The organism is Achromobacter sp. RTa (assembly GCF_000757485.1).
GTDB lineage: Bacteria > Pseudomonadota > Gammaproteobacteria > Burkholderiales > Burkholderiaceae_B > Achromobacter.
In genome coordinates, this window is record NZ_JPYO01000047.1 from 18,952 (window position 1) to 43,894 (window position 24,943).

Here is a 24,943-nt window from a genome sequence, read left to right on the forward strand (position 1 = left end):
CTGGCGCCTGCCGCAAATCACCGAGCCGATGGAGCTTACTCGGCGGTGTCTTCCGCCGTGGGCACGAACTCGGCGGCACGGCTGACGATGCCCTGGTTCTCGCGCACGCGGTTCTCGATCTCGATGGCCAGTTCCTTGTGCTCTTTCAGGTATTCGCGGACGTTGTCCTTGCCCTGGCCGATGCGGTTGCCGTTGTAGCTGTACCACGCGCCGGACTTGTCCACCACGTTGGCAGCCACGCCCAGATCGATGATTTCGCCTTCGCGCGAGATGCCGGCGCCGTACATGATGTCGAACTCGGCCTGCTTGAACGGAGGCGCGACCTTGTTCTTCACGACCTTGACGCGGGTTTCGTTGCCGACGACTTCGTCGCCCTTCTTGATCGAGCCGATGCGGCGGATGTCCAGGCGCACGGAAGAGTAGAACTTGAGCGCGTTGCCGCCGGTGGTGGTTTCGGGATTGCCGAACATCACGCCGATCTTCATGCGGATCTGGTTGATGAAGATGACCATGCAGTTGGTCTTCTTGATGGTGGCGGTGAGCTTGCGCAGCGCCTGGCTCATGAGGCGGGCTTGCAGGCCGGGCAGGGAATCGCCCATTTCGCCTTCGATTTCGGCCTTGGGCACCAGGGCCGCCACCGAGTCGACGACGATGAGGTCGACCGAGCCCGAGCGCACCAGCGCATCGGTGATTTCCAGCGCCTGCTCGCCCGTGTCCGGCTGCGAGATCAGCAGGTCGGCCAGGTTCACGCCCAACTTGGAGGCGTACTGCACGTCCAGGGCGTGTTCCGCGTCGACGAAGGCGCAGGTGCCGCCGAGCTTTTGCATTTCGGCCACCACCTGCAGCGTCAGCGTGGTCTTGCCCGACGATTCAGGACCGTAGATCTCGACCACGCGGCCGCGCGGCAGGCCGCCGACGCCCAGCGCGATGTCCAGCCCCAGGGAGCCCGTGGAAACCACCTGGATGTCGTGCGAGACCTCGTTGTCGCCGTAGCGCATGATCGAGCCCTTGCCGAACTGCTTTTCGATCTGCGAAAGCGCGGCGGCAAGTGCCTTGGCCTTTTCCGATGCGGCGGCCTTGGTGGTTTTGTCGTCCATGTAGAGTCCTGTCTGTAACGTATCTGGTGTCGAAGGGGATTGCGGGTCTGGCGTGCCAGATGCGGTGGCCGAATCTGGCTGGCCGAATCTGGCTGGCCGATCCGGCGAGCCGATCTGGCAGTGCTTTGGGCTACGGATCAGATTATGGCATCGGATTATACTGTACAAAAAACCAGTGTGCCAATGTTTTGCACGTATACCCTGAGTGGCAAGCCGGCCGCCATATGCCAGAATCCCAGGCGAGCCCGGCGTTTCGTCCCTCGTACCCCCGCCGGACCGCCCCAGCCATGGCGCGGGATTATTTTCTACTGTAGCCCATGCGTATCCTGATCGCCGAAGACGACAGCATCCTGGCCGACGGCCTGTCCCGTTCGTTGCGCCACAATGGCTACGCCGTGGATGCCGTGCGCGACGGGCTTGCGGCCGACTCCGCCCTGGCGGCCCAGCCGTTCGACCTGCTCATCCTGGATCTCGGCCTGCCGCAGCTGGCCGGCCTGGAGGTTCTGCGCCGGTTGCGCGCCCGCAACTCCGCCCTGCCCGTGCTCATCCTGACGGCCGCCGACAGCATCGAACAACGCGTCAAGGGCCTGGACCTGGGCGCGGACGACTACATGGCCAAGCCCTTCGCGCTGTCGGAGCTCGAAGCCCGCGTACGCGCGCTGACCCGGCGCGGCGCAGGCGGCGGCGCGACCCTGCTCAAGCACGGCCGGCTGCTGTTCGACCAGACCGGCCGGGTGGCCATGGTGGACGACCAGACGCTGGATCTGTCGGCCCGTGAAGTCAGCCTGCTCGAAATCCTCCTGACCCGCAGCGGCCGCATGGTCAGCAAGACCCAGCTCGTCGACCACCTCTGCGAGTGGGGCGAGGAAGTCAGCACCAACGCCATCGAGGTCTATGTCCACCGCCTTCGCAAGAAGCTCGAGCCCAGCGGCGTGAAGATCGTGACCGTGCGCGGCCTGGGCTACTGTCTTGAGCGGGACCAGGGTGCGGCGTACCTCGCAAGCTGAGCCCGCGCATCCGGAGTCGCTCAACCAGGAAGCACTGGATGTCATGCAAGCCGGTTCCAAGGGACCGAGCTTCGCGCCGCCCCAGCGCTCCCTGCTCGGCGAGATCCTGGACTGGATGCTCGCGCCGCTGTTCCTCCTGTGGCCGATGAGCGTCGCCATCACTTACGTGGTCGCCCAGAACATCGCCAACGTGCCCTACGACCGCGCGCTCGCCAACAATCTCCACGTGCTGACCCGGCAGGTTCACGCGCAGGATGGGCGCGCCGTGCTGAAGATGTCCGACGCGGCCCGCGACGTGCTGCACGCCGACGAGACCGACAGCGTATTCTGGCTGGCGCTGGGCAGCCGCGGCGAGTACCTGGGCGGCGACCGGGCGCTGCCCCTACCCTCCAGCGTGGGCCAGCCCCACCCCGGCGAGGTCCAGTACGAGGACGCCACGCTGCGCGGCTTTGGCATACGGCTGGCGTTCACTTGGGTCGACCTGCACCTGCCGAACACGCAGCCCGCGCTGCTGATAGCGGCCGAGACGGTCGAAAAGCGCACGCAGCTGGCCAACGACATCATCAAGGGCGTGATCATTCCGCAGTTCGTGGTGCTGCCGGTCGCCGTGCTGCTGGTGTGGTTCGGGCTGTCGCGCGGCGTCGCCCCGCTGAACGCGCTGCAGCAGCGGCTGCGCGCGCGCCGGCCCGACGATCTCTCGCCCATCGACGAGCGCGCCGCGCCGTCCGAGATCGCGCCGCTGGTGGCCGCCATGAACGATCTGCTGGACCGGCTTTCCTCCAACGTCCAGGCCCAGCGCCGCTTCGTCGCGGACGCGGCGCACCAGTTGAAGACGCCGCTGGCGGGCCTGCGCACGCAGGCGGAACTGGCCTTGCGCGACGCCAGCCCCGAGGAGATGCAGTCCAGCCTGCGCCAGCTCGTGACCGGCTCGGAACGGGCCACGCGCCTGGTGAACCAGCTGCTGCTGCTGGCCCGCGCGGAAAACCCCAGCGCCATCGGGCTGACCCGCACCGACCTCAACGCCATCGCCTACGAACAGGCCATGCACTGGGTGCCGCAAGCCCTGTCGCTCAGCACCGACCTGGGGTTCGAGGGCGCGGACGCGCCCGTGGAAATCAACGGCAACCCCTTGCTGCTTGCCGAACTTCTCAACAACCTCGTCGACAACGCGCTGCGCTACACGCCGCGGGGCGGCCACATCACGGTGCGCGTGCAGGCCTTGCGCGGGCGCGCCGTGCTTGACGTGGAGGACTCCGGCCCGGGCATCCCGCCCGAGGAGCGCGAACGCGTGTTCGACCGCTTCTACCGCGTCCTGGGCACGATGTCCGACGGCAGCGGCCTCGGCCTGGCCATCGTGCGCGAGATCGCGCAGAAGCACCAGGCCAGCGTCGAAATCCACGATCATCCCACCGCGCATTCGTCGCTGCCCGGCATGCGCGTGCGCGTGGTTTTCCCGCTCTATGCGGAATCGGCGCCCCTGCTCGACAGCTAGGGCTATCCCTAGCGCCCCCAGGGAAAGAATCATTTTGTTTCAATTTTAAGATTCGAGTAAGGATCTCGTCAGAACCTCGTCAGCCTCGCCCCCCAATGTTACGTATAGCTCTCGATGTCGGTGTCGCCGGCGGAGGGCGGTGCACGGCGGACCACCGCCGGCAACAAAAACGAGGAGACATCATGAGCACAACAACCATGGCAGGCCGCGGCCCATCCGCGGGTCCGCGCCCGATGACCAAGGATGAGCGCCGCGTCATCTTTGCGTCGTCGCTGGGCACGGTTTTCGAGTGGTACGACTTCTATCTTTATGGCTCTCTCGCAGCCATCATTGCGCAGCACTTTTTCTCGGGCGTGAACCCCACCGCGGGCTTCATCTTCGCGCTGCTGGCCTTCGCGGCAGGCTTCGCCGTCCGGCCGTTCGGCGCGCTGGTGTTCGGCCGCCTGGGCGACCTCGTCGGACGTAAGTACACCTTCCTGGTCACGATCGTGATCATGGGCCTGTCCACCTTCCTCGTCGGGGTCCTGCCCAGCTATGCCAGCATCGGCCTGGCGGCGCCGGCCATCCTGATCGGCCTGCGCCTGCTGCAAGGGCTGGCGCTGGGCGGCGAATACGGCGGAGCCGCGACCTACGTCGCGGAACATGCTCCTCACGGCCGCCGTGGTTTCTACACGTCCTGGATCCAGACCACCGCAACGCTGGGCCTGTTCCTGTCGCTGCTGGTCATCCTGGGCATCCGCACGTTCATGGGCGAAGACGACTTCAAGGCCTGGGGCTGGCGCATCCCGTTCCTGATCTCGGTCGTCCTGCTGGGCATCTCGGTGTGGATCCGCCTGCAGCTGAGCGAATCGCCGACCTTCAAGCGCATGAAGGAAGAAGGCAAGGGCTCGAAGGCGCCGATCGCCGAATCCTTCGGCCAGTGGAAGAACCTGAAGGTCGTGATCCTGGCCTTGCTGGGCCTGACCGCCGGCCAGGCCGTGGTCTGGTACACGGGCCAGTTCTACGCCCTGTTCTTCCTGACGCAGACGCTGAAGGTCGACGCGAACACCGCCAACATCATGATCGCGCTCGCGCTGTTGATCGGCACGCCGTTCTTCGTGATCTTCGGCGCGCTGTCGGACAAGATCGGCCGCAAGCCCATCATCATGGCGGGCTGCCTGATCGCCGCCGTCACCTACTTCCCGATCTTCCAGGGCCTCACGCACTTCGCCAATCCCGCGCTGGAAAAGGCCCAGGCGTCGGCGCCGGTCACCGTGATCGCGGATCCGGCCACCTGCTCGTTCCAGTTCAACCCCGTGGGCACCTCGTCGTTCACCAGCTCCTGCGACGTGGTCAAGTCCTTCATGGCCCGCAACTCGGTGAACTACAAGAACGAAGCCGCTCCGGCCGGCTCGGTCGCCAAGGTCAAGATCGGCAATGACGAGTTCGCCTCGTTCGACGGCAAGACGATGCCTGCGGCCGACTTCAAGGCCAAGGCCGCGGAACTGGACAAGGCGCTCACCACCGCGATCCGCAGCCACGGCTATCCCGCCAAGGCCGACCCGGCGCAGACCAACAACGTCATGGTCGTCGTCCTGCTGACCATCCTGGTTATCTACGTGACCATGGTGTACGGCCCGATCGCCGCCATGCTGGTGGAAATGTTCCCGACGCGCATCCGCTACACGTCGATGAGCCTTCCTTACCACATCGGCAACGGCTGGTTCGGCGGCTTCCTGCCTCCGGTGGCCTTCGCCGTGGTAGCCGCAACCGGCAATATCTATGACGGTCTGTGGTATCCGATCATCATCGCGGTCATGACCCTGGTCATCGGCACGCTGTTCGTGCGCGAAACCAAGGACGTCGACATCAACGCCTAAACCTTCCATCCCCCGCCGGACGGGACTGCTGCGCCCGCCCGGCCTTTAAAAGCTCCTTATGGAGCTTTTTTTTTGTATATGAGCCCCCACGCTGCGCGCGCTCCGCGCGCTTGCTGCCCCCCAAGGGGGCTGTCCCGCCTTGGGGCGGCCCGGCGGCGGGACGGACTGTTCTTGCGGATATCCATCACGCTGCGCGCGCTCCGCGCGCTTGCTGCCCCCCAAGGGGGCTGTCTGTACGGACCGGAGACATGGGTAACAGGTGTACGAGGACATGGGTAACAGGTTGCCGGTCCATACAGCTGTCCGCCTTGATGCAGCGGCCGAGGACGGGTTTCCTGCGAAGGGATGACGGCGCACGGATGGCGGATTCGATGTATTTCGCCGATTCAGGACCATGTCAGACCGACGACATTAGACTGGCCGCTCAGATTACGGTCTTGCGCCAGATCTGCCGACGATTGATCCCCCTGTCGGAAGATTGCAGGGCCAGTGTTCTGACACCGATACCGCGTTCCCCGCGAGCCTTTTATGACGCGGTATTGTGTGCTCCCGTACCGGCCCGGCCTTCATTGAGCCGGGCCGCTTTTTTTTCGCGGAAGCAAACGCGAAAAAGGCGACCGCAAGGCGGTCGCCTGAGGGGGGCCTGCCCGCGGCCCCGAAACCCCGGTGCAATTAGCGGCGCATGCCCACGCCGATCGCCACGACGCCCGCCACGATGGCCGCGATGCCGGCCCAGGCAGGGATGGGCACAGACTTCTCGGTTTCGGCGGTGGCCTTTACCGATCCGATCTGCAGCACGGTCTCCTCGGATTTGTAGTTGAAGCCCTTGTAGGCCAGGGCGGCGATGCCCAGCACGATCAAGATGACGCCAATGATCTTCATGTGTTTTCTCCAGTTCGACGTTGCTGCCGCGGACATTAGCGCATAGGCCGGCGGCTGTCAGTGACAGAAGGTGTCGCGCCGCGCTTCCGTATTGCAGCACTTCGGCAATAGGCTCGCGTCGTATAGAATCTCCCCTTTTGGCCGACGCTCATGTGGTTCAAGAATCTCAAGATTTATCGCCTCTCCTCGCCGTGGACGCTGATCGGCGACCAGCTTGAAGAAACGCTGGCGCGGCATGCCTACCAAGCCGGCAACAACCTGGAAATGCAAAGCCTGGGCTGGGTCCCGCCCCGCGAGAACGGCGGGCTGGCCCATGTCATCAATGGCCAGATCCTGCTCAGCCTGCGCGCTGAAAAGAAGCTCCTGCCCGGCACCGTCGTGAACCAGGTCGCCAAGGCACGCGCCCAGGAAATCGAAGAGCAGCAAGGCTACAAGCCGGGCCGCAAGCAGATGAAGGAAATCAAGGAGCGCGTCACCGACGAGCTCCTGCCGCGCGCCTTCAGCGTGTACCGCGACACCCGCGTGTGGATCGATACGCAGAACCATTGGCTCGTCGTCGATGCCGCCGCCTCGGCCAAGGCCGACGAGGTCATCGGCCTGCTGGCCAAGTGCGTCGAACCCTTCCCGCTCGAGAACCTCTACGTGGCGCAATCGCCCGCGTCGGCGATGACGGGCTGGCTGGCCGAAGACGAGGCTCCCGTCAACTTCTCCATCGACCAGGACACGGAACTGCGTTCCTCCGGAGAAAGCGGCGCGGCCATCCGCTACGTCAAGCACTCCATCGACGCCGACGACGTGCGCCGCCACATCCAGTCCGGCAAGCAGTGCACCCGCCTGGCCATGACCTGGGCCGACCGCATCTCCTTCGTGCTGACCGAAGGCCTGGACATCAAGCGCGTCGCCCCCCTGGACGTGCTGAAGGAAGGCAACGAAGGCGTGGCCTCCAACGACGACGAGAAATTCGATTCCGACATGATGCTCATGACGGGCGAACTGGCCAAGATGATGGCCGAGCTGGTCGACGCGCTGGGCGGCGAAAAGAAGGTGTAAGCGGCGGGCGCCACCGCGCCTGACAAGCAGGCCGCCCCTGACCGGGCGGCCTTTCTTTTTTTGCGTCGGGATTTTGTCAGGCCGCCATGGCGCGGTCCCGGCCTGCCTGCTTGGCCTGGTAAAGCGCCTTGTCGGCCCGATCGATCAGGTAGGCATAGTCCGGATGGCCGTCGAACGTCGCCACGCCAATACTGGCCGTGATCTGCAGCGGCCCCGCCTCCGGGATGTTGAACACATGGCGGCGGATCTCCGCGCCAAGCTTCTCGGCCGTAGCCAATGCAGCTTCCTGCGCGGCGTCCACCAGCACCACCAGGAATTCCTCGCCGCCGTAGCGGAACACAAAGTCGCTGGACCGGCATGATTGGTGCAGGACCTCGGCAAACTGGCGCAGCACCTGGTCGCCGCCAGAGTGGCCGTGCTGGTCATTGATAGCCTTGAAGTGATCGATGTCCAGCAACAGGACCGAGAACTCGCTGCGCTGGCGCCGCGCAATCGCAATCTCGCGGCCCACGACCGAGGGCAGGAAGCGCCGGTTGAGCACGTTGGTCAACGGATCGCTGCCGCTCTCGATCTCGGCCACCATGTCGAACAAGCCATTGAGCAAGTGCTTGATGCGCGCCACGAGTTCCTGCAATTCGCGCACAAGATCAGGCATTACCGCGGCCTGCCCCTGCTCCTCGCCCCGCATGAGACGAGGCAACACCACGCTATCCAGTTGCCCAACCGCGTCGGTGATCTGCTGCAGGCCCGGCGCGCTTTCGAACATCGCCCCGCCCTTGTGCTGCAGCCACAGCCCGAATTCCGATGCCGCCAACCGCGGCAGGCTTTGTCCTGGCGCACGGTAATGCAAGCCGATCAGCACCGCCTGGCTCCATTCCAGCAAGGCCGCGCGTTGCCGCTCGCGTTCGGTGGAGATGTTCTGCCCCAGGGCGAAGAGGCGGTAGGCCTCGTCGTTGCGGGCGCCGCGATTGACGTCGCGCATGAAGGCGCGGCTCATCTGCTCAACGGCCAGGTCGAACAGATTGCATACGTACTGGGTCGCCACCGATGCAGCCATGCCGTCCAGGTCGCTGGCGCGCAGGCGCAATGCGATTTCGTTCTTGAGGATGCGTGCGCCGGCCATCACCAGGTGGATGGGGATATGGACGCGGGCATGCACTTCGCCGACCTTTTTTTGCGTCGCCATCAAGACGCCGACGTCGCCCTGTTCGCGTACGCATAGCAGGCCCTTGAGCCAGCGCGTCATGCCTGCGTGCAAGCGGCTCGACACGATTTCGTGGGACAGGCGCGGGCCGGCCTCGGCGTCGGCCAGCAGCGTGGAATAGAAGGCGTCGACCAATTCAGAAAGGCTATCGCCCACCACTGCGGCTACCTGCCCGCGCGTATAGGCGTCTACGGACTGGTACACCGCTACCCAGGCCTGCTCGTTGGAGGCGCTCAGGTAGCACGCCTGGCCGGCGTGCCGTTCGGGAAGTAACGGGAGGTCGGTACTGCTTGAAGACATAGATAATCCGCCCAAAGGCCCCACGGAGTGTCCGGAAACGACACGCGACAGGAAAAGCCAGCGCGGATTATGCTTGAAAACACCAGGCCGGGACGGCCCCAACGCCTGCGCCTAGGGGTATTCGGCCCGTTCTCGGCGCCTCAATCCAGGCCGTGGAAAGTGGAATCGTCCGGCCCGACGTGCGACGGGTGCTGCCACGTCACGTCGCGCATCGAATGCTGGACCAGGCCCTCTACGCCCAGAAGCACCGCGAAAATCGCCATGCGGATGGGGATGCCGTTATCCGTCTGGCGGAAGATCGCCAGGCGCGGATCGTGGTTCAGGTCCACGCTCAGGTCGTTGGCGCCGGGGCGGCTGTCGCGCGGCAGCGGGTGCATCACGATGGTCTCGGGGCTGCAATAGGCATCGATGATTGCGCGGTTGATCTGGAAGTCCGGCGTGTAGCCCTCGTTCTCTTCATTGGCAAAGCGCTCTTTCTGCACGCGCGTCGCATAGATCACGTCCGCGCCGGCCAAGCCGTCGGCCAGCGAACTCTTCTGCTCGATCACGTTGCCGTTGCGGCTGGCCTGATCGATGATGTAGGACGGCATCTCCAGGCCCTTGGGCGACACCAGCGAGAACTTCACGTTCTTGTACAGCGCCATCAGCTTGATGAGCGAATGCACCGTGCGGCCGTACTTCAAGTCGCCGACCATGGCGATGTGGGCGCCGTCCAGCAGTTTGCCCAGGCGCGAGAACTCGGTCAGGATCGTGTACAGGTCCAGCAGGGCCTGGCTGGGGTGCTCGCCGGGGCCGTCGCCGCCGTTCACCACGGGAATATTGGTGGCGCGGGCGAATTCGGCAACAGAGCCCTGGTCGGGATGGCGGATGACCATGGCGTCGACATAGCCGCTCATGACGCGGCTGGTGTCGTAGATGGACTCGCCCTTGGCCATCGACGAAAACGTGAAGCCTGTGGTGTCGCACACCGAGCCGCCCAGGCGGCAGAATGCCGAGCCGAAGCTCACGCGGGTCCGGGTGCTCGCCTCGAAGAAAAGGTTGCCCAGCACGGCGCCTTCCAGCACGCGCGACACTTTCTGGCGGCGCGCGATGGGCTGCATCATGTCGGCCACGCGGAACAGGTCTTCGACCGACTCGCGGGTGAACTGATCCACCGACAGCAACTGATGCTTGCCTTCCACGGCAATGCGGTCACGCAAGGGGCCTTCTTGTACGCTCTGCGTATATTTTTCCAGCAAAACCCCGTTCTGCACGATTTCGCTGACGAAGCGTTGCACCACTTCCGGCATCGCCCGGAATTCCTGCGAGCCCTCGGGCAGCAGCCATGTGTCCAGTGCCCGACGCTTGACGCCGATGCGGGTGGCGAAAACGTCACGCGTCAGGTTGAGACGCCGCATGGCGTCGCGCAGGAAGGCTTGCTGGGAAATGGTCATGGCGGCCCCAAAGAGGAGGATTTATATACGCAGTGCGCATATTATTCTCAACACATACACAAGTCCAATATTTTTGCGCACATGGGTTTACCCCAGGTCAACGACTCGCATAGGCCGTCATCTGGGGAGCATCCGTAACGGCCTGCGCGGCCGCCAGCCAGCAGGCCGCACAGAAGGCCAACGCGCCGGCCAGGTAGCAAAGCACGGCCAATATCTGGGCCGGCCAGTGCGCGCGCGTCAGATGCCCGTTGTAGCCTTGGCGCAACAAACTGACCTGGGCCAGATAGGCGAACAAGACGCCCAGGCAGCTCGCCAGCAGCCCCGCAAGCAGCAGCTCCACCGGCAACTGCAGGTCCGGCGCGGCGATGTCGCCGCCCACGATGCCCAGCGAAAACCCGGTCAGGACCAGCGCGGCGCCGCCGTTGAGCCAGCCCAGGAAACGGAATGCCCCGACCAGCAATGAGAACGATACGGCGCTGGCGCGGATCTGCTGGGAGCGGGCATCCATGGATCAGCCTTCGGCGCCTTTGCGGCACACCGGCGTGGCGCTCTGGATGGACGCCTTGGCGGCCGCGATCTCGGCCGCGTCCCACTGGCCTTCGCCCAGCACCGTGACGGTCACCTTGGACGTGGAGGGGGTATCGGTCTCGGCGGAGATCAGTTCCAGCACCTTGGCGGGCTCCGTGACCTTATAGAGCTGCACCTCGTCCGGGGCGCCCTTTTCGCCCTTTACGTGGCGCCAGGCATAGGCCACGTTGTATGCGTGCTGCACCTGGACATGGCAGACGCGCACGTATTCGCCCGCGCGGCGGAAAGCCGCCTCGTAGTTGGTATTGACGCTGAAGGTTTCCTTCACGACGGCGTCGGATTCGTAGACGCCCCTGCTCGCGCAGCCGGCCAACAACCCGGCCGCGACCGCCATTCCCACCCACACAGACTTGCGCATGACACTTCCCGCTTCGAGATTCGGATTTCCGTGATTATGCCCCAGCCGAAAATGGGCCCGGGAGGCCCGCGATGCGGGCAGGCCGCCAGAACGGCGGCCTCCCGCCCACGAAAAAGCCGCGCGTGAAATGCTGGGGCATTTCACGTGCGGCCTTGAGCCCGTATCGCGGTTGACCGGGCGAGCCTGCTACTTGGTGGCGGCGCCTTCTATCTTTTCCCCGCCGCGTTGGATGTCCTTGCCAGCACCCGCAACAGTGTTGCAGCCTGCCGAAAGCGCGGCGATCGATAGCAGCATGACGAGAAAGACCTTGTTTTTCATGAACATCTCCTGTCTGGCCGAGAAAAGCGAAACCCAGCATACCGCAAAGCCCCTGACTTGGGGATCACCCTCCCGCCTCGCCTGTCGCGAAATTGCCGGCAATGGATTAGGATGCGCAAATGATCAAGAAACATGTATCGCAGAGCGCCGGATCCTCCCCTCAAGGCTGGGGTTGGGAACAGCCTCAATGCCGAGGACAGGCGGCTTTGGCCCTGTTCATCGACGATCTGCATCGAATTCTGCAGGCGCACGCCGCGGGCAAGCTTGCGGACAGCAGCACGCTGGCCGATGCGCAGCGCGACGTGAACGAGTTGCTGGCCCGATATAACGAGATCGGCGCCGCGCCGGATATTTTCCTCGGCCAGTCTGTCGAACTCAAAGAAGGCGTGGACCGCAACGGCGTTTCCCATACGGTGCCGATTTTTTCGGCGCGCCTGAAACAATCATTGGTATCGATGCTGGGCCAAGCCGGCTGAAACGCGGCCGGCCTGGCGGCAGGACCAGGAAGAGAACAGCTATAGCAGGAGACCTAAAATGAGTACGGACAATGTCGTAGAGTTTCTCCGACTGCTGTCGCTGGATGTCACCTTGGGCGCCGCCGCCCAGCACGCCGCCAGCCAGCCTGACGCCCCCCAGGCGCTGGCGCGGCTGGCCACCACGCATGGCCTGCCTTGCAGCGCGGCGGATTGGTCGTCTTTCGCCCGCGACTGCCTCGACACCACGAATCCCGCCGAGCAGGAACCCGGCGCGGACGAAGCCCCCATCTGGCAGTTGGTCCAGGACCCGGCGCACGGCACCAGCATCCCGGCCAGCGCCATCACCCAGGTGATCGGCATCATCACGCAGCCCGAAGGCGGCGCGCCGGTCGTGGGCCATGTCGTGGGCGACCTGGCGCCGCGCGCGCCCGCGGGCATGACGCGCTACTCGTCGAGCTCCTGATTGCGGGCCTGGCCCGCCAAGAGGAAATCCATCACGCCGGCGGCCGCAACCACGCCGCTCGCCATGCAGGCCGTGAGCAGGTAGCCGCCCGTCGGCGCCTCCCAATCCAGCATCTCGCCTGCGCAGAAGACGCCGGGCGCCGAACGCAGCATCAGGCCGGGCGAGAGCGCATCGAAACACACGCCGCCCGCCGTGCTGATCGCTTCATCGACCGGCCGGGGCCGCGCCAGCTTCAGCGGCAGCGCCTTGATGCGCAGACCGAGGCGGACCGGGTCGCGGAAATCTTCCGCCGTTGCGCACTCACGCAGCAGGCCCGCCTTTACGCCCTTCAACCCCAGACGGCTCTGCAGGTGGCTGGACATGGAGCGCGCGCCTCGCGGATGCGTCACCGCCGCCATCACCTTTTCCTGGGGCCAGTCCGGCAACAGATCCAGCATGGCGGTCGCCTCGCCTTCGGCCTCGATCCGGTCCCGCAAGTGCGCCGACAGCGCATAGACCAGGCTGCCTTCGATGCCTGATTCCGAAACAACGAACTCGCCCTGCCTGGCCAGCCGCTCGCCCAAGGCGGTCTCGCAGGCCATGACCACCGATTTCACGGGCTGCCCCGCATTGCGCTCGCGGAAATGATCCGACCAGTCCACGTCGAAGCCGCAATTGGCGGCGCGCAACGGTGCAACCTCGATGCCGTGCGCCAGCAGGCCCGCCATCCAGGCCCCGTCCGAGCCCAGCTTGGCCCAGCTGCCGCCGCCCAGCGCAAGGACCACCGCATCCGCCGCATATGCCCGTTCGCCCTCGGGCGTATCGAACCGCAGCGCCGCGGCATCCGGCCGCGAACCGGCCGGCCATCCCAGCCAGCGGTGCCTCATGTGCAGCCGCACGCCCCGCGCACGCAACCGGGCAAGCCAGGCCCGCAGCAGCGGCGCGGCCTTCATTTCGTCGGGAAACACGCGCCCCGACGAACCCACGAAGGTCTGGATGCCGAGCCCGCGGGCCCATTCCCGCAACCCCTCGGCATCCAGCGCCGCCAGCCACGGCGCCACCTGCGCGGCGCGAGCGCCGTAGCGGGCCAGGAAGGGGCCGGCGGGCTCGCTGTGAGTCAGGTTCAGGCCGCCTCGTCCCGCCATCAGGAATTTGCGGCCGACCGAGGGCATTGCATCGAACACGTCCACCTGCACGGCGCGCTCGCTCAATCGCTCCGCCGCCATCAGGCCAGCCGGACCGCCGCCGACGACGGCGACGCGCTTGACGGTCGGACTCATGGCGCCAGCGCCTTCAGGCCGACGGGATGGACAGGCGAAGCACGATGCATTGAAGAGAAATCGGGAGGAAATGCGGGAAGGAACGCGGACGCGTCCCGGGCAAGAATTGTCGCACAGCGCAAGGATCGGGCTTCCAGACGCAATAAACGCCCCGGAGGGCGTTTATTGAGCGATGGCGGCAAGTCCTTGTTATGGCGGGAAAAAGCCGACATGCACAAGGGCTATCCCAAGGCTTGTCCACAATCGCTGTGGGCAACTCCGCCCCGGCGGCCGGCCGCTCCCGCCCGCCAGGTTCGCTTCCTAGGCCCGGATCGCCGCCTGCATCGGCCCCGACCAGGGCTTGGCGTCGAGCTCGAAGCGCAGCTCCTGGAATTCGCCATCCACCGAAACCGAGCGCAGCAAGCCTGCATCCAGCGCCTGGCCGAGCGCGCGGCGGCACAGGGTTTCGGGATCGTCCGGCAGGGATTGGAACACGCCGTCCGGTATGCGCAGCCGCAGCAGCGCCTGGGGATCGCCGCGCTCTGCTGGGCGGCCGATATGGATATGGGCGGGATAACCGTGCGGGCACCAGATGCCCACGTGGTACTTGCCTTCAGCGCCTGTGTCGGCGACGTAGCCGGGATGATCGTATTTTGCTGTGCCCATGGACCCTCCTCGAATGCGGCAACCTAGCGCGCGTGACCCATCGTAGCGCAGGGCCGCCGCCCTGTGCGGCCACGCGCCCCCGGGAAAGCCCGGGCTGGAACAAAGGTTTGACCCAGGGCAAGCGAAAGACAGGCAAAGTAAAAAAGCCGCGACATGATCGCGGCTTTTTTCGAGGAGTGGCGCATTTCGGATGCGCCGCCCGGATGTCCGGGCACTGCTTGAAACTGGTTGCGGGGGCAGGATTTGAACCTACGACCTTCGGGTTATGAGCCCGACGAGCTGCCAGACTGCTCCACCCCGCGTCTGATGTGTGAATCATACATCATTTTGAAATCTTGTGCAGCGCACCCACGGGATTTTTTCGGGTTTCCGCCATTTTCCGGCGAAAAAAATCGCTTGCCCGCCCTAACAGGCGGTGCGCCAGGGCTGGCCGATCCAGGCAAAGCACCTCCGCTCGCCCGATGGCCGTTATGCGCGCCACGCCCCCATAGGCCAGGCCGTGCCCCTCGCCCGCATTGACGCGCACGGATACCGCGCGAGGCAGGCCGCCCGCGGCTTCCGGGCCAGTCGCCGGCTCATCGATGCGCACGCTGCCGTCGACGCAGACGACCGTGGCGCCCGCGCGCAGGACAAGCTGCTGGCTGGCCCCGGCGGCCAGCACCAGGCGGCGCGCCTGGGCATCGAGGACGAAATTCGAGTTCATGGTCACCTCCTGTCGGATAGACACAGGCTACGCGTCCCCTGCTATGCGCAACAGCCACACAAATTCTCTTTCTGTACCGATGCAGATCCTCGATTTCAGCTCTGTTATGGTGTACTTTTCCTGAATCTGTGCCTACCTGCATTCCAACGCTGGGGAGGATGATCGGCGCATGGATCCGCAACCGCTTTATCTACGCCTGGCCAACCACTACCGCCGCGCCATCCAGGCGGGCGTGCTGGCGCCAGCGCAGCGCATGCCCTCGGTGCGCACGCTGGTGCGCACCCATCACGTCAGCCTCTCCACCGCGCTGCAGGCCTGCCGTCAGCTGGAGGACGACGGGCTGATCGAAGCCCGTCCGCGTTCGGGGTATTTCGTCCTGAAACCCCGCCGCACCAGCATTCCGCCCGTGGGTGAGCCGGATATCCGCCAGACGCTGGGGGCCGCGCAGTACGTAGGCATCCACGATCGGGTATCGGACTTCGTGGCCAAGTGCGAGGCGCATCCGGTCAGCGCCAACTTCGCGCTGGCCGCGGCAGTGCCCGAGGCCTATCCGATGGAAGCGCTCAAGCAGGCGATGACGCGCGCGCTGCGCCAATCGCCCCAGGTGCTGGTCAGTTCCGTTCCCCCGCAAGGGCATCCGGAACTGCGCGCCGTGCTCGCGCGCAGGGCGCTGGCCAACGGCATCAATGCAACGCCCGACGACGTCATCGTCACGCACGGCTGTATCGAGGCCTTGAACCTGGCGCTGCGCGCCGTGGCCCGGCCCGGGGACACCATCGCCGTCGAGTCTCCCGCGTACTTCGGCCTGTTGCAGGTCCTGGAAAGCCTGGGCATGCGCGCACTGGAAATTCCCACCAGCCCTCAGCACGGCCTGTCGATCGAGGCGCTGGACCTGGCCTTCCAGACGCACGGCAACATCCGTGCCGTGGTCGTGGTGCCCAATTTCCAGAACCCGCTTGGCTGCGTCATGCCCGAAGCGGAAAAGGCCAGGCTGGTGGCGCTGTGCGAACGCCAGCAGGTGCCGCTGATCGAGGACGACACCTACGGCGCACTGACCGACGACGACACGCCGCTGCCCGCGGCCAAATCCTGGGACGCGACCGGCAATGTCATCTATTGCTCGTCCATGCACAAAACGCTGGCCCCGGGCATGCGCCTGGGCTGGCTGATCGGCGGACGCTGGAAAGCCCGCATCGCCATGCTGAAATTCGCCCAGAGCCGTCCCAACGAACCGCTCGCGCAAATAGCCGTGGCGGAATTCATGGGGTCCCGCGCCTATGACCGCCACCTGTCGCGACTGCGCCGGCACCTGAAGGCCCAGCGCGACCAGACCGCCGAAACGATCGCCGCGCACTTTCCCCAGGGCACTCGCCTGAGCATGCCTCAGGGGGGCATGCTGCTGTGGGTGGAAATGCCGGGCGGCCGCTCCGGCATGGATGTATTCGAGGCCGCCCTGCGCCAGGGCATACGGGTTGCGCCGGGCTCCATGTTCTCGAACGGCACCCGCTACGACCACTTCCTGCGTATCAGCTGCGGGCAGCGCATCTCGCCCGACATCACCCAGGCCCTGCAGACCCTGGCCCGCATCGTCGGCGAGCGGCCCAAGAAATGAACCCGGCGCTGCATCAATTCATCGTCGACTACGGCCTGTGGGCGGTGCTGGCCGGCACTTTCCTTGAAGGCGAAAGCGTGGTGGTGCTTGCTGGCTTCCTGGCGCACCAGCGCCTTCTGCACCTGCCCGACGTCATGCTGTGCGCGTTCGCGGGATCTTTCATGGCGGACCAGACGCTGTTCTACCTGGGCCGGCGTTACCGCGACCACCGCTACGTCAGGCGGGTCCGCGAGCAGCCCGCCTTCGAGAAGGCGCTCGCGCTGGTAGACCGCTATCCCCACGGCTTCATCCTGACCCTGCGCTTCCTCTACGGCCTGCGCACGGTCGGCCCCGTGGCGCTGGGCGTGTTGCGCGTATCGCCGCTGCGCTTTCTCGTGCTGAACGCCATCGCGGCCGCCATCTGGGCGGTGTGTTTCAGCGCGCTGGGCTATGCGTTCGGACAGACGATCGAATCCATGCTCGGCCGCCTGCATGGCGTCGAGACCAAGCTGGCGGTGGCGGCCGCGATCGGTGCAGCCATCGCGCTGGCCTATCACCTGTATGCCCGGCGCCGGAAGTGACCGCAGGGCGTCAGACCACCAGTTGGCCGCTCGCCCGCAGCACGTGACGGCGGCGGGCCTTGCGATACCAGCCGCCGATCAGGGGCAGCCGCGCCAGGCGGCGCAGGATGGGATGGCGCTGGTCGAAGTCGTGCCAGGCCTTGAAACCATGCCCCATGCGCTCCCAGCTCCGGCGCGCCTCGGGCGAGAGTTTGCCGGGGTCGAATGCCGCCAGCTTTGCCGCTTCCGAAACGCGCATCGCCATCGATCCGCCCCGGCATTCCATTGAATACTGATTCCGCATGGGGGCGCATATTACCCGGCTTGGACGCCTCATGACGATGTCCGCGGCGCGCTGCGGAAATGCGCGCGGGGAGCCGCCTTTGAGCGCCGTCGGCAAGCCGTTGTAATCAAAGGGATTTGCGCAGCTATGCCCGCGCTATCCCAAGGCTTGTCCACAGAAGTTGTGGGTAACTCCCCGTCTTGCCGCGCCTACTTTAGGGCCGCCGCGATCATGTCGCGCACGCTTTCGAATCCCGCCACGTACTGCGGATTCTCGGAGCGGGCCAGCAGGCTGGAGTAATTCTGCTCCAGCTGGGCTTCGATCGCCTCGCGCAAGCCGGGCGAGGCCTTCACCAAATGCAGCATCGACAGCAGGGTCGAATTCAGCGCGTCGATACGGCCGCCCTGGTGCGAAATGGTGTGCACGATGACGGCGATTTGTTCCTGGATGTCCATGGGTAAGCCTCCTGGCATTGAAAGTCGGCGCAAATCCTAGCATGGGCCCCGGCGGGGCCGGCGCTAGGCAAGCCCGGCGCGGCGCGCTAGCATGAAAGCGTAGCCGCAAGGGCGCCCGGGCGCACGCCGCCGGCCCGTTTCGCGGCGCCCGCAGCCAAACGGAGCGCGCTCATGAAGACGATCCAGAACTACGTCCCCCCGGATGCCCGGTCCCTGCGGTGCCTGCAGGACAGGCTGGGATACAGCGACGCACGCATGACGGAGCTGGCGGGCCTGGACGCCGCCACCCCGTGGTCCGGTTTTGTCGGCGGCCCCGAGCCGCGCTCGCTGGGCCGGCAACGCCTGTTCTTCGTGGCGGCCCGCCTCGCCCTGGACGAAGACGCCTGGCAGCGCGTGCTGGCCTCCATGCACGAGCTGGGCGCCCGCTTCGACTATGCGGAACCGCAGGCCGCCAGCGCCCCGCCGGCCCCGGAGCCCGCCGCGGACGAAGAGCGCAAGTTCGGCATGCTGCTGATCAGCCGCAACGGGTCTTTCCACGAAATGGAGCAGCTGCGCGAATTCGCGCATTTCGCCCATGAACTCGACGTCAGCCGCTTCGTGCATTCCGCCTTCTACGACAGCGACATCGATCTCTGCCGCTTCAGCTTCGCCGACCATGACGGCCTGGACGCCGCCAGCCGCGACCGCATCTTCGACGCGGCGCGCAAGACCATCACCCGATTCGAGTTCGATGGCCGCATCTACCAGGGCGGCATTCCGCCGGAATCGGACGGCTAGGCCGGGTTCGCGCGGACGCCGCATTGACGCAGGCCGGCCGGGCCCTGTACCGTCGGCAGTCTCGCCCCCCGCGCCCAACGCCACCGCCCAAACGCATGAACGAAAGACTCGACGCCATCGACCGGCAATTGCTCAGCCTGCTGCAAGCCAATGCGCGCGAGCCCGCCGCCATTCTGGCGCGCAAGCTCGGGCTGGCCCGCACCACCGTGGTGGCGCGCATCGCCCGGCTGGAACGCGAACACATCGTGGCCGGCTATGGCGTGCGCCTGGGACGCCTGCTGGAAGAAGCCGCGGTGCGCGCCTATTGCTTCATCAGCGTGCTGCCCAAGACGCCGGCCGCCGTGATCCGCGAGCTCGAAAAGATGCCCGAAGTGGAGGAAGTGTCGTCCGTCAGCGGACCGTACGATTACCTGATCTTCCTGCGCTGCGAAACCCATGAGCAGCTCGACGGGCTGCTGGACCGGATCGGGCTCATCGATGGCGTCAAGCAGACGCAGACCTCCATCGTCCTCAGCCGCAAGGTGGACCGCCGCAGCGCCGTGGGCGCGCCGTGAAATGATGGTGTAATGATGTCTACCGCGATTTCAGGACCCTCCATGCTTGCTCGTCTTGCCCCCGCCGCCGCCCTGCTCGCCTTGCTGGCCGCCTGTTCCAGCATGAGCGAGGTCACCCCCGTCGGCAAGGACACCTACAGCGTCACCTACAGTTCCGGCACCCAGCTGCTGACGTGGGTCGAACTCAAGAACCAGACGCTGCAACGCGCCGAACAGTACTGCCAGTCCATCGGACGCAAGCTGCAGAAACCGAAGATCACCTCCAACCATGCTACCGGCCTGGGCTCCAAGCGCGCCACGGTCACCTTCGAATGCGGCGTCATCGAGCCGCCGAAGGAAGACAAGCAGTAGCGCCATCGGCCACGGGCGGCGCCCGCGAACGGGTGTAGCATTATCGGCATCGCAACCTCGACACCAAGCATCGTGAACACCTCCCTGCCCGTGGGAATCACCATGGGCGATGCCGCAGGCATCGGCCCCGAAATCGTCGTCAAGGCATGCGCCCAGGGCCTGGGCGCGCCTTGCGTGGTGTACGGCGACGCAGGCGCTCTGCGCCGCGCCGCGGCCCAGCTGGGCGCCAGGCTGACGGTGAAGGAAATCGCCGATGTCGGCGAGGCGAGCAGCGACGCAGGGCATATCGACGTCATCGCCTGCAGCCCCGCCCTGCCCGCCCACCTGCCGCTGGGGCGGATCGATGCGGCCGCCGGACGCGCGGCCTACGACTACGTCTGCGCCGCCATCGACGACGCGCAGGCCGGCCGTATCCGCGCCATCGTCACGGCGCCTCTGAACAAGAAATCCATGCACGCCGCGGGGATCGACTACCCGGGCCACACCGAGATCCTGGCCGAGCGCTCCGCCACGCGCGACTTCGCGATGATGCTCGCCAACGACGAGTTGCGCGTGCTGCTGGTGACCATACACGTGGCGCTGGCCGACGTGATCGCGCGCATCACGCCGGAAGCCGAACTGACGGCCATGCGGCTGGCGGACAAGGCCTGCCGGCAAATGGGCATCGCGCATCCCCGGATCGCCGTGGCGGGCCTGAACCCGCATGCCGGCGAAGGCGGGAAGTTCGGACGCGAAGACATCGACATCATCGAACCCGCGATCGCCGCCGCGCGCGCGCAGGGCATCGACGCCAGCGGCCCCTGGCCCGGCGACACGATCTTCATGCGCGCCCGGCGCGGCGAGTTCGACATCGTCGTAGCTCAATATCACGACCAGGGCCTCATCCCGGTGAAGTACCTGGGGCTGGACCATGGCGTGAACGTGACCGTCGGGCTGCCCTTCGTGCGCACCAGCGTCGATCACGGCACGGCCTTCGACATCGCCGGCAAGGGTGTGGCCGATCACGCCTCGCTGGTGGCGGCGTTCGACCTCGCGCTCGCCATGACTCCCTGAACGCGGCAAGCGCCGCGTTCCCATCGATATCCCCGTCAAAGCCGCGCCTTGCGCGCGGCCGACACCTGCCTGTCAGGAAGCCGGGCCGCCCCGGGTCTACAATACGCCCCGTTTCCGGCGCCTTGCGGCGCTTTCCGTCCGTCCCCCGATCCCTCCAATGTCACGCCTTGCCCGCCTTCTTCCCGACCGCTTCACCCTCTACCTGATCTGCACCGTCGTCATCGCCAGCATCCTGCCCGCCCATGGGCAAGGCGTGGTCGTGTTCGGATGGATCACCAACATCGCGGTCGGCCTGCTGTTTTTCCTGCACGGGGCGCGGCTGTCCCGCGAAGCGATCATCGCCGGCCTGACGCACTGGAAGCTCCACCTGACGATCTTCTCGGCGACTTTCCTGATGTTTCCCGTGCTGGGCCTGGCGCTCAAGCCCGTGCTGGAACCGCTGGTCACGCCCGAACTGTACCTGGGCATCCTGTTCCTGTGCTGCCTGCCCGCCACCGTGCAATCAGCCATCGCGTTCACTTCGATGGCCCGCGGGAACGTGCCCGCCGCCGTGTGCAGCGCGTCGGCCTCCAGCCTGCTGGGCATCTTCCTGACGCCCCTGCTGGTGGGCACCGTGGTGGCCAACGCGGGCAGCGCGCCGGTGTCGTTCGACGCCGTCGTCAAGATCATGCTGCAGTTGCTGCTGCCCTTCGTGCTTGGCCAATTCGCCCGCCGCTGGATCGGCGCCTGGGTCCACAAGCGCAAGGCCATGCTGAAGTTCGTCGACCAGGGCTCCATCCTGCTGGTGGTGTACACGGCGTTCTCCGAGGCCATCAATGAAGGCCTGTGGAGCTCCACGCCCATTCCGGCACTGCTCGGGCTGGTCGTGTGCTGCGCCGTGATCCTGGCGCTGGCGCTGGGCTTGTCCGCCCTGGCCGGCAAGGCGCTGGGCTTTAACGTCGAAGACCGCATCACACTGCTGTTCTGCGGCTCGAAGAAAAGCCTGGCCAGCGGAATCCCGATGGCGCAGGTGCTGTTCGCCGGCCACGCCGTAGGCGCAATCGTGCTGCCGCTGATGCTGTTCCACCAGATCCAGCTGATGGTCTGCGGCGTGCTTGCCGCGCGCTTCGGTCAGCGGCCGGAGAGCGATGGCTAGAGGTACAAGTGTCAGACACCCACGGCGGGATGATCGAGGCTAGTGCCCGACACCCCCTTATGAAGCTAGTGTCTGACACCCAGGACGGCCGGCCTCGGGCCGCAAGGCCATCTCGTACGGGTGTCAGACACTGGCGCAGGCCGGTTTCTCCGGCCTGATGCCTGGCAGCCTCATGAAGCTAGTGTCTGACACCCGGGACGGCCGGCCTCGGGCCGCAAGGCCATCTCGTACGGGTGTCAGACACTGGCGCAGGCCGGTTTCTCCGGGCTGATGCCTGGCAGCCTCATGAAGCTAGTGTCTGACACCCGGGACGGCCGGCCTCGGGCCGCAAGGCCATCTCGTACGGGTGTCAGACACTGGCGCAGGCCGGTTTCTCCGGGCTGATGCCTGGCTGCCTCATGAAGCTAGTGTCTGACACCCAGGACGGCCGGCCTCGGGCCGCAAGGCCATCCCGTACGGGTGTCAGACACTGGCGCAGGCCGATTTCTCTAGGCTGATGCCTGGCTGCCTCGTGAAGCTAGTGTCTGTGACACCCTTACGGGAAGATCGTACGGACTGAAGGGATCCAGCCGGGTGTCAGACACTGGCGCAGGCCGATTTCTCCGGGCTGATGCCTGGCAGCCTCATGAAGCTAGTGTCTGACACCCTTACGGGAAGATCGCACGGATTGAAGGGATCCAGCCGGGCGTCAGACACTGGCGCAGGCCGATTTCTCCGGGCTGATGCCTGGCAGCCTCGTGAAGCTAGTGTCTGACACCCTTACGGGAAGATCGTACGGATTGAAGGAATCCAGCCGGGTGTCAGACACCGAGCGCTATCAATCAATACATATCCCGCGGCTGCGCGCCGGAGAAATTCAGGAAGCGCGTGCTGGACCCTTGGAAGGTCAGACGCACGGTGCCGATCGGGCCGTTACGCTGCTTGCCGATGATGATCTCGGCCGTGCCCTTGTCCGGCGAATCCGGGTTGTAGACCTCGTCGCGGTAAATGAAGAGGATCACGTCCGCGTCCTGTTCGATAGCGCCGGATTCCCGCAGGTCGCTCATCACCGGGCGCTTGTTGGGGCGCTGTTCCAGGCTGCGGTTCAACTGCGACAGCGCGATCAGCGGACAGTTCAATTCCTTGGCCAGGCCCTTGAGCGAGCGGCTGATTTCCGACACTTCGGTGGCCCGGTTCTCGCCCGAGCCATTGCCCGACATGAGCTGCAGGTAGTCGATGATGATCAGGCCGAGCTGGCCGCACTGGCGCGCCAGGCGGCGCGCGCGGGCGCGCACTTCCATGGGGCTGAGCGCGGGGGACTCGTCGATGTAGACCTGGGCATCCTGCATCAGCTGCACCGCGTGGGTCACGCGCGGCCAGTCCTCGGCGATGAGCTTGCCGGTACGCATGCGGTGCTGGTCCAGCAGGCCGACCGAGCCCAGCATACGCATGGCCAGCTGCACCGCGCCCATTTCCATCGAGAACACCGCCACGGGCAGCCCTTCCTCGATGGCCACGTGCTCGCCGATGTTCATGGAAAAAGAGGTCTTGCCCATGGACGGACGGCCGGCCACGATGATCAGGTCGCCGCCCTGCATGCCGGACGTCATCTTGTCCAGGTCGGTAAAGCCGGTAGGCACGCCCGTCACGTCGGACGTGCTTTCGCGGTGGTAGAGCTCGTCGATGCGCTCGACCACCTGCGTCAGCAGCGGCTGGATCTCCTGGAAGCCGGCGGCGCCACGCGCGCCCTCCTGGGCGATCTGGAACACCTTGGATTCGGCCTCGTCCAGCAGCTGGCGCGCTTCCTTGCCCTGCGGATTCATGGCTGCAGAGGAAATTTCGTCGGCGATCGACACCAGCTTGCGCAGCATGGCGCGTTCGCGCACGATCTCGCCGTAGCGCCGGATGTTGGCGGCCGAAGGCGTGTTGTGCGCCAGCGCGTTCAGGTATGCCAGGCCGCCGGAATCTTCGGCCTTGCCGGCGCTGACCAGCGACTCGTGGACCGTGATGACGTCGGCCGGGCGCGCCAACCCGATCAGGCGGGCGATGTGGTGCCAGATCAGCCGGTGATCGTGGCGGTAGAAGTCCTCTTCGACCAGCACGTCGGCGATTCGGTCCCAGGCCGCGTTATCGAGCAGCAGGCCGCCCAGAACCGACTGCTCCGCCTCGATGGAATGGGGAGGAACGCGCAGGTATTCGAGCTGGGGATCGGCAGGTGTATTCATGGCTTCAATAGTAACGGCTGCAGGATGTCCGCGACGCGGAAGAACCCCTGGATATCGCGTGAGGGCACGCGTCCCAGCACGACCCGCAAGGGTGCGGCGATAAAGCAGAGGAGCCGCGCCAGGCGCGTAAGGCGGGCCTTGACCTCGGGATCCGGGTTGTGCTCGAAATAAACGTCGAGCGCCAGTTTACCCAGCGTCCGGGCCGCGTCGTCGGGCAACTTCCGCAACGACGCCAGCGAGGCCAGCATCTGGAACAGATCATAGGCCTGGGCAAGCGGACGCGACAGGGTCGAACCGATATTCTCTTCGAAATCGATGCGCCACAGCTCGCCGTCCTGCAGCGTGACGTTCCTGATCTGCGCGCCGCCGTGCCACATGCCCCGGGCATGGAACGAGGCCAGATCGGCCGCGGCCGCCCGGGCCAGCCAGAGCCTCGAGGTCGTGTCTTCGTTGCGGATCAGGTCGGCCAGGTCCTCGCCCACGTACTCCAGCACGAGCAGGCCCTGCTCCTGCCACCACACCTCGGGAACGCGGCAACCGGCTTTCAGCAGCTGGCCGAGCCGTTGCGATTCGTGCGCCAGGCCATTGCGCAGCAACACGCCGGGCCGCGGGAATTCACCCAGGAAAAGCTTGCATCCCATGCCCAGGAACAGGGCGCGCGCATAGCGCATGACGTAGCTGACGCCCCGGCCGAAGCTGGGGCGGCGACGCTTGATGATGCAGCGCACGCCGTCTATGGTCACATCCCGCACCGAGGGCTCACGCGACGCGTCCACGCTGTCGAGCCAGGCTCGTAAGCCGGGAGGGGCGTTGTGATGGACGGGTGGCTGGGTCAAGGAGGCCTCT

At 65.7% G+C, this 24,943-nt stretch carries 27 protein-coding genes and 1 tRNA gene; 13 read left to right on the forward strand and 15 right to left on the reverse strand.

All coding sequences use genetic code 11. The annotated features are described in order from the left end of the window. Positions 1-35: 35 nt before the first annotated feature. Positions 36-1,097 (reverse strand): recombinase RecA, encoded by a 1,062-nt coding sequence (recA, locus tag JL37_RS29205; RefSeq protein ID WP_043548914.1) that lies wholly within the window; start codon positions 1,095-1,097, stop codon positions 36-38. A 317-nt stretch (positions 1,098-1,414) separates the two neighbouring features. Here recA and JL37_RS29210 point away from each other — a divergent pair, with 317 nt between their 5' ends. The 3 genes from JL37_RS29210 to JL37_RS29220 all read left to right on the forward strand — a co-directional run bounded on the left by JL37_RS29210 (position 1,415) and on the right by JL37_RS29220 (position 5,455). Next, positions 1,415-2,104 (forward strand): response regulator transcription factor, encoded by a 690-nt coding sequence (locus tag JL37_RS29210; protein ID WP_043548919.1) that lies wholly within the window; start codon positions 1,415-1,417, stop codon positions 2,102-2,104. Positions 2,105-2,219: 115 nt separating this feature from the next. Next, positions 2,220-3,596 (forward strand): sensor histidine kinase, encoded by a 1,377-nt coding sequence (locus tag JL37_RS29215; protein WP_156124439.1) that lies wholly within the window; start codon positions 2,220-2,222, stop codon positions 3,594-3,596. Positions 3,597-3,793: 197 nt separating this feature from the next. After that, positions 3,794-5,455, forward strand: a complete 1,662-nt coding sequence (locus JL37_RS29220; protein WP_043548921.1) for an MFS transporter — start codon at positions 3,794-3,796, stop codon at positions 5,453-5,455. Between the two features lie 672 nt (positions 5,456-6,127). On the opposite strand, the gene JL37_RS29225 is transcribed toward JL37_RS29220, so the two are convergent. Further along, the gene (locus JL37_RS29225) at positions 6,128-6,337 is read right to left on the reverse strand and encodes a hypothetical protein (RefSeq protein ID WP_043548922.1); all 210 of its coding nucleotides are present in this window, start codon (positions 6,335-6,337) and stop codon (positions 6,128-6,130) included. Between the two features lie 150 nt (positions 6,338-6,487). Here JL37_RS29225 and JL37_RS29230 point away from each other — a divergent pair, with 150 nt between their 5' ends. Further along, positions 6,488-7,387: a recombination-associated protein RdgC gene (locus tag JL37_RS29230; RefSeq protein WP_043548923.1), complete on the forward strand. Its 900-nt coding sequence runs from the start codon at positions 6,488-6,490 to the stop codon at positions 7,385-7,387. 76 nt (positions 7,388-7,463) lie between these two features. Here JL37_RS29230 and JL37_RS29235 read toward each other — a convergent pair whose 3' ends face one another. The 5 genes from JL37_RS29235 to JL37_RS29255 all read right to left on the reverse strand — a co-directional run bounded on the left by JL37_RS29235 (position 7,464) and on the right by JL37_RS29255 (position 11,588). Continuing rightward, complete coding sequence (locus JL37_RS29235; protein ID WP_043548926.1) at positions 7,464-8,891, reverse strand: diguanylate cyclase; 1,428 nt, start codon at positions 8,889-8,891, stop codon at positions 7,464-7,466. Between the two features lie 140 nt (positions 8,892-9,031). Beyond that, entirely contained in the window at positions 9,032-10,324 is a 1,293-nt protein-coding gene (locus tag JL37_RS29240) for an aspartate carbamoyltransferase (protein WP_043548928.1), read from the reverse strand. Positions 10,325-10,421: 97 nt separating this feature from the next. Next, the gene (locus JL37_RS29245; protein WP_043548931.1) at positions 10,422-10,832 is read right to left on the reverse strand and encodes a hypothetical protein; all 411 of its coding nucleotides are present in this window, start codon (positions 10,830-10,832) and stop codon (positions 10,422-10,424) included. A 3-nt stretch (positions 10,833-10,835) separates the two neighbouring features. Further along, positions 10,836-11,270 (reverse strand): BPTD_2524 family lipoprotein, encoded by a 435-nt coding sequence (locus JL37_RS29250; protein ID WP_043548934.1) that lies wholly within the window; start codon positions 11,268-11,270, stop codon positions 10,836-10,838. 186 nt (positions 11,271-11,456) lie between these two features. Then, a complete protein-coding gene (locus JL37_RS29255; protein ID WP_042792633.1) occupies positions 11,457-11,588 on the reverse strand; it encodes an entericidin A/B family lipoprotein in 132 nt (43 codons plus the stop codon). A gap of 206 nt (positions 11,589-11,794) precedes the next feature. Here JL37_RS29255 and JL37_RS29260 point away from each other — a divergent pair, with 206 nt between their 5' ends. Both JL37_RS29260 and JL37_RS29265 read left to right on the forward strand, forming a co-directional pair. After that, positions 11,795-12,064 (forward strand): hypothetical protein, encoded by a 270-nt coding sequence (locus tag JL37_RS29260; protein ID WP_231570458.1) that lies wholly within the window; start codon positions 11,795-11,797, stop codon positions 12,062-12,064. A 58-nt stretch (positions 12,065-12,122) separates the two neighbouring features. After that, on the forward strand, positions 12,123-12,527 hold the full coding sequence (locus tag JL37_RS29265) for a hypothetical protein (RefSeq protein WP_043548938.1): 405 nt from the start codon (positions 12,123-12,125) through the stop codon (positions 12,525-12,527). Here the strand turns inward: JL37_RS29265 and JL37_RS29270 are convergent. From JL37_RS29270 to JL37_RS29285, 4 genes are all read right to left on the reverse strand, one after another. After that, the gene (locus JL37_RS29270) at positions 12,509-13,786 is read right to left on the reverse strand and encodes a TIGR03862 family flavoprotein (RefSeq protein WP_043548940.1); all 1,278 of its coding nucleotides are present in this window, start codon (positions 13,784-13,786) and stop codon (positions 12,509-12,511) included. The two genes, JL37_RS29265 and JL37_RS29270, sit on opposite strands and share 19 nt — an antisense overlap. Before the next feature lie 300 nt (positions 13,787-14,086). After that, complete coding sequence (locus tag JL37_RS29275; RefSeq protein WP_043548941.1) at positions 14,087-14,431, reverse strand: hypothetical protein; 345 nt, start codon at positions 14,429-14,431, stop codon at positions 14,087-14,089. 225 nt (positions 14,432-14,656) lie between these two features. After that, positions 14,657-14,733: transfer RNA gene (locus tag JL37_RS29280), tRNA-Met, on the reverse strand. Between the two features lie 20 nt (positions 14,734-14,753). Next, positions 14,754-15,134 carry a hypothetical protein gene (locus JL37_RS29285; protein ID WP_043548943.1) on the reverse strand — a complete coding sequence of 127 codons (381 nt, stop codon included), beginning with the start codon at positions 15,132-15,134 and terminating at the stop codon, positions 14,754-14,756. Between the two features lie 169 nt (positions 15,135-15,303). On the opposite strand from JL37_RS29285, the gene JL37_RS29290 reads away from it, so the two are divergent. Both JL37_RS29290 and JL37_RS29295 read left to right on the forward strand, forming a co-directional pair. Beyond that, entirely contained in the window at positions 15,304-16,746 is a 1,443-nt protein-coding gene (locus JL37_RS29290) for a PLP-dependent aminotransferase family protein (RefSeq protein ID WP_043548946.1), read from the forward strand. After that, a complete protein-coding gene (locus JL37_RS29295; RefSeq protein WP_043548948.1) occupies positions 16,743-17,306 on the forward strand; it encodes a DedA family protein in 564 nt (187 codons plus the stop codon). Before JL37_RS29290 ends, JL37_RS29295 begins: the two co-directional genes overlap by 4 nt. Before the next feature lie 10 nt (positions 17,307-17,316). Here JL37_RS29295 and JL37_RS29300 read toward each other — a convergent pair whose 3' ends face one another. Both JL37_RS29300 and JL37_RS29305 read right to left on the reverse strand, forming a co-directional pair. Then, positions 17,317-17,544, reverse strand: a complete 228-nt coding sequence (locus JL37_RS29300; protein ID WP_231570459.1) for a hypothetical protein — start codon at positions 17,542-17,544, stop codon at positions 17,317-17,319. 233 nt (positions 17,545-17,777) lie between these two features. Next, positions 17,778-18,023, reverse strand: coding sequence for a hypothetical protein (locus tag JL37_RS29305; RefSeq protein ID WP_043548951.1), 246 nt, complete (start codon positions 18,021-18,023; stop codon positions 17,778-17,780). 171 nt (positions 18,024-18,194) lie between these two features. On the opposite strand from JL37_RS29305, the gene JL37_RS29310 reads away from it, so the two are divergent. From JL37_RS29310 to JL37_RS29330, 5 genes are all read left to right on the forward strand, one after another. Continuing rightward, positions 18,195-18,800 carry a hypothetical protein gene (locus JL37_RS29310; RefSeq protein WP_043548954.1) on the forward strand — a complete coding sequence of 202 codons (606 nt, stop codon included), beginning with the start codon at positions 18,195-18,197 and terminating at the stop codon, positions 18,798-18,800. A 95-nt stretch (positions 18,801-18,895) separates the two neighbouring features. Continuing rightward, positions 18,896-19,354, forward strand: a complete 459-nt coding sequence (locus JL37_RS29315) for an Lrp/AsnC family transcriptional regulator (RefSeq protein ID WP_043548957.1) — start codon at positions 18,896-18,898, stop codon at positions 19,352-19,354. Positions 19,355-19,396: 42 nt separating this feature from the next. After that, positions 19,397-19,705, forward strand: a complete 309-nt coding sequence (locus tag JL37_RS29320) for a hypothetical protein (protein ID WP_043548959.1) — start codon at positions 19,397-19,399, stop codon at positions 19,703-19,705. Positions 19,706-19,777: 72 nt separating this feature from the next. After that, the gene (gene pdxA, locus JL37_RS29325; RefSeq protein ID WP_043548963.1) at positions 19,778-20,758 is read left to right on the forward strand and encodes a 4-hydroxythreonine-4-phosphate dehydrogenase PdxA; all 981 of its coding nucleotides are present in this window, start codon (positions 19,778-19,780) and stop codon (positions 20,756-20,758) included. A gap of 157 nt (positions 20,759-20,915) precedes the next feature. Next, positions 20,916-21,893 (forward strand): bile acid:sodium symporter family protein, encoded by a 978-nt coding sequence (locus JL37_RS29330; protein ID WP_043548964.1) that lies wholly within the window; start codon positions 20,916-20,918, stop codon positions 21,891-21,893. Positions 21,894-22,714: 821 nt separating this feature from the next. Here JL37_RS29330 and JL37_RS29335 read toward each other — a convergent pair. Both JL37_RS29335 and JL37_RS29340 read right to left on the reverse strand, forming a co-directional pair. After that, a complete protein-coding gene (locus JL37_RS29335) occupies positions 22,715-24,097 on the reverse strand; it encodes a replicative DNA helicase (protein WP_043548965.1) in 1,383 nt (460 codons plus the stop codon). Continuing rightward, the gene (locus JL37_RS29340) at positions 24,094-24,933 is read right to left on the reverse strand and encodes a hypothetical protein (RefSeq protein ID WP_043548969.1); all 840 of its coding nucleotides are present in this window, start codon (positions 24,931-24,933) and stop codon (positions 24,094-24,096) included. The genes JL37_RS29335 and JL37_RS29340 overlap by 4 nt, the downstream gene beginning before the upstream one ends. Positions 24,934-24,943 lie beyond the last annotated feature (10 nt).

Excerpts from the sequence above, each read along its gene's own strand:
- JL37_RS29290 (WP_043548946.1), top strand. The coding sequence starts at position 15,304 with ATGGATCCGCAACCGCTTTATCTACGCCTGGCCAACCACTACCGCCGC.
- JL37_RS29265 (WP_043548938.1), top strand. The coding sequence starts at position 12,123 with ATGAGTACGGACAATGTCGTAGAGTTTCTCCGACTGCTGTCGCTGGAT.
- JL37_RS29250 (WP_043548934.1), bottom strand. The coding sequence starts at position 11,270 with ATGCGCAAGTCTGTGTGGGTGGGAATGGCGGTCGCGGCCGGGTTGTTG.
- JL37_RS29255 (WP_042792633.1), bottom strand. The coding sequence starts at position 11,588 with ATGAAAAACAAGGTCTTTCTCGTCATGCTGCTATCGATCGCCGCGCTT.
- JL37_RS29295 (WP_043548948.1), top strand. The coding sequence starts at position 16,743 with ATGAACCCGGCGCTGCATCAATTCATCGTCGACTACGGCCTGTGGGCG.
- JL37_RS29225 (WP_043548922.1), bottom strand. The coding sequence starts at position 6,337 with ATGAAGATCATTGGCGTCATCTTGATCGTGCTGGGCATCGCCGCCCTG.
- JL37_RS29300 (WP_231570459.1), bottom strand. The coding sequence starts at position 17,544 with ATGCGCGTTTCGGAAGCGGCAAAGCTGGCGGCATTCGACCCCGGCAAA.
- JL37_RS29230 (WP_043548923.1), top strand. The coding sequence starts at position 6,488 with ATGTGGTTCAAGAATCTCAAGATTTATCGCCTCTCCTCGCCGTGGACG.
- JL37_RS29335 (WP_043548965.1), bottom strand. The coding sequence starts at position 24,097 with ATGAATACACCTGCCGATCCCCAGCTCGAATACCTGCGCGTTCCTCCC.
- JL37_RS29305 (WP_043548951.1), bottom strand. The coding sequence starts at position 18,023 with ATGGACATCCAGGAACAAATCGCCGTCATCGTGCACACCATTTCGCAC.
- recA (WP_043548914.1), bottom strand. The coding sequence starts at position 1,097 with ATGGACGACAAAACCACCAAGGCCGCCGCATCGGAAAAGGCCAAGGCA.
- JL37_RS29330 (WP_043548964.1), top strand. The coding sequence starts at position 20,916 with ATGTCACGCCTTGCCCGCCTTCTTCCCGACCGCTTCACCCTCTACCTG.
- JL37_RS29215 (WP_156124439.1), top strand. The coding sequence starts at position 2,220 with ATGCTCGCGCCGCTGTTCCTCCTGTGGCCGATGAGCGTCGCCATCACT.
- JL37_RS29210 (WP_043548919.1), top strand. The coding sequence starts at position 1,415 with ATGCGTATCCTGATCGCCGAAGACGACAGCATCCTGGCCGACGGCCTG.
- JL37_RS29270 (WP_043548940.1), bottom strand. The coding sequence starts at position 13,786 with ATGAGTCCGACCGTCAAGCGCGTCGCCGTCGTCGGCGGCGGTCCGGCT.
- JL37_RS29235 (WP_043548926.1), bottom strand. The coding sequence starts at position 8,891 with ATGTCTTCAAGCAGTACCGACCTCCCGTTACTTCCCGAACGGCACGCC.
- JL37_RS29275 (WP_043548941.1), bottom strand. The coding sequence starts at position 14,431 with ATGGGCACAGCAAAATACGATCATCCCGGCTACGTCGCCGACACAGGC.
- JL37_RS29315 (WP_043548957.1), top strand. The coding sequence starts at position 18,896 with ATGAACGAAAGACTCGACGCCATCGACCGGCAATTGCTCAGCCTGCTG.
- JL37_RS29320 (WP_043548959.1), top strand. The coding sequence starts at position 19,397 with ATGCTTGCTCGTCTTGCCCCCGCCGCCGCCCTGCTCGCCTTGCTGGCC.
- JL37_RS29310 (WP_043548954.1), top strand. The coding sequence starts at position 18,195 with ATGAAGACGATCCAGAACTACGTCCCCCCGGATGCCCGGTCCCTGCGG.
- JL37_RS29240 (WP_043548928.1), bottom strand. The coding sequence starts at position 10,324 with ATGACCATTTCCCAGCAAGCCTTCCTGCGCGACGCCATGCGGCGTCTC.
- JL37_RS29220 (WP_043548921.1), top strand. The coding sequence starts at position 3,794 with ATGGCAGGCCGCGGCCCATCCGCGGGTCCGCGCCCGATGACCAAGGAT.
- JL37_RS29245 (WP_043548931.1), bottom strand. The coding sequence starts at position 10,832 with ATGGATGCCCGCTCCCAGCAGATCCGCGCCAGCGCCGTATCGTTCTCA.
- JL37_RS29285 (WP_043548943.1), bottom strand. The coding sequence starts at position 15,134 with ATGAACTCGAATTTCGTCCTCGATGCCCAGGCGCGCCGCCTGGTGCTG.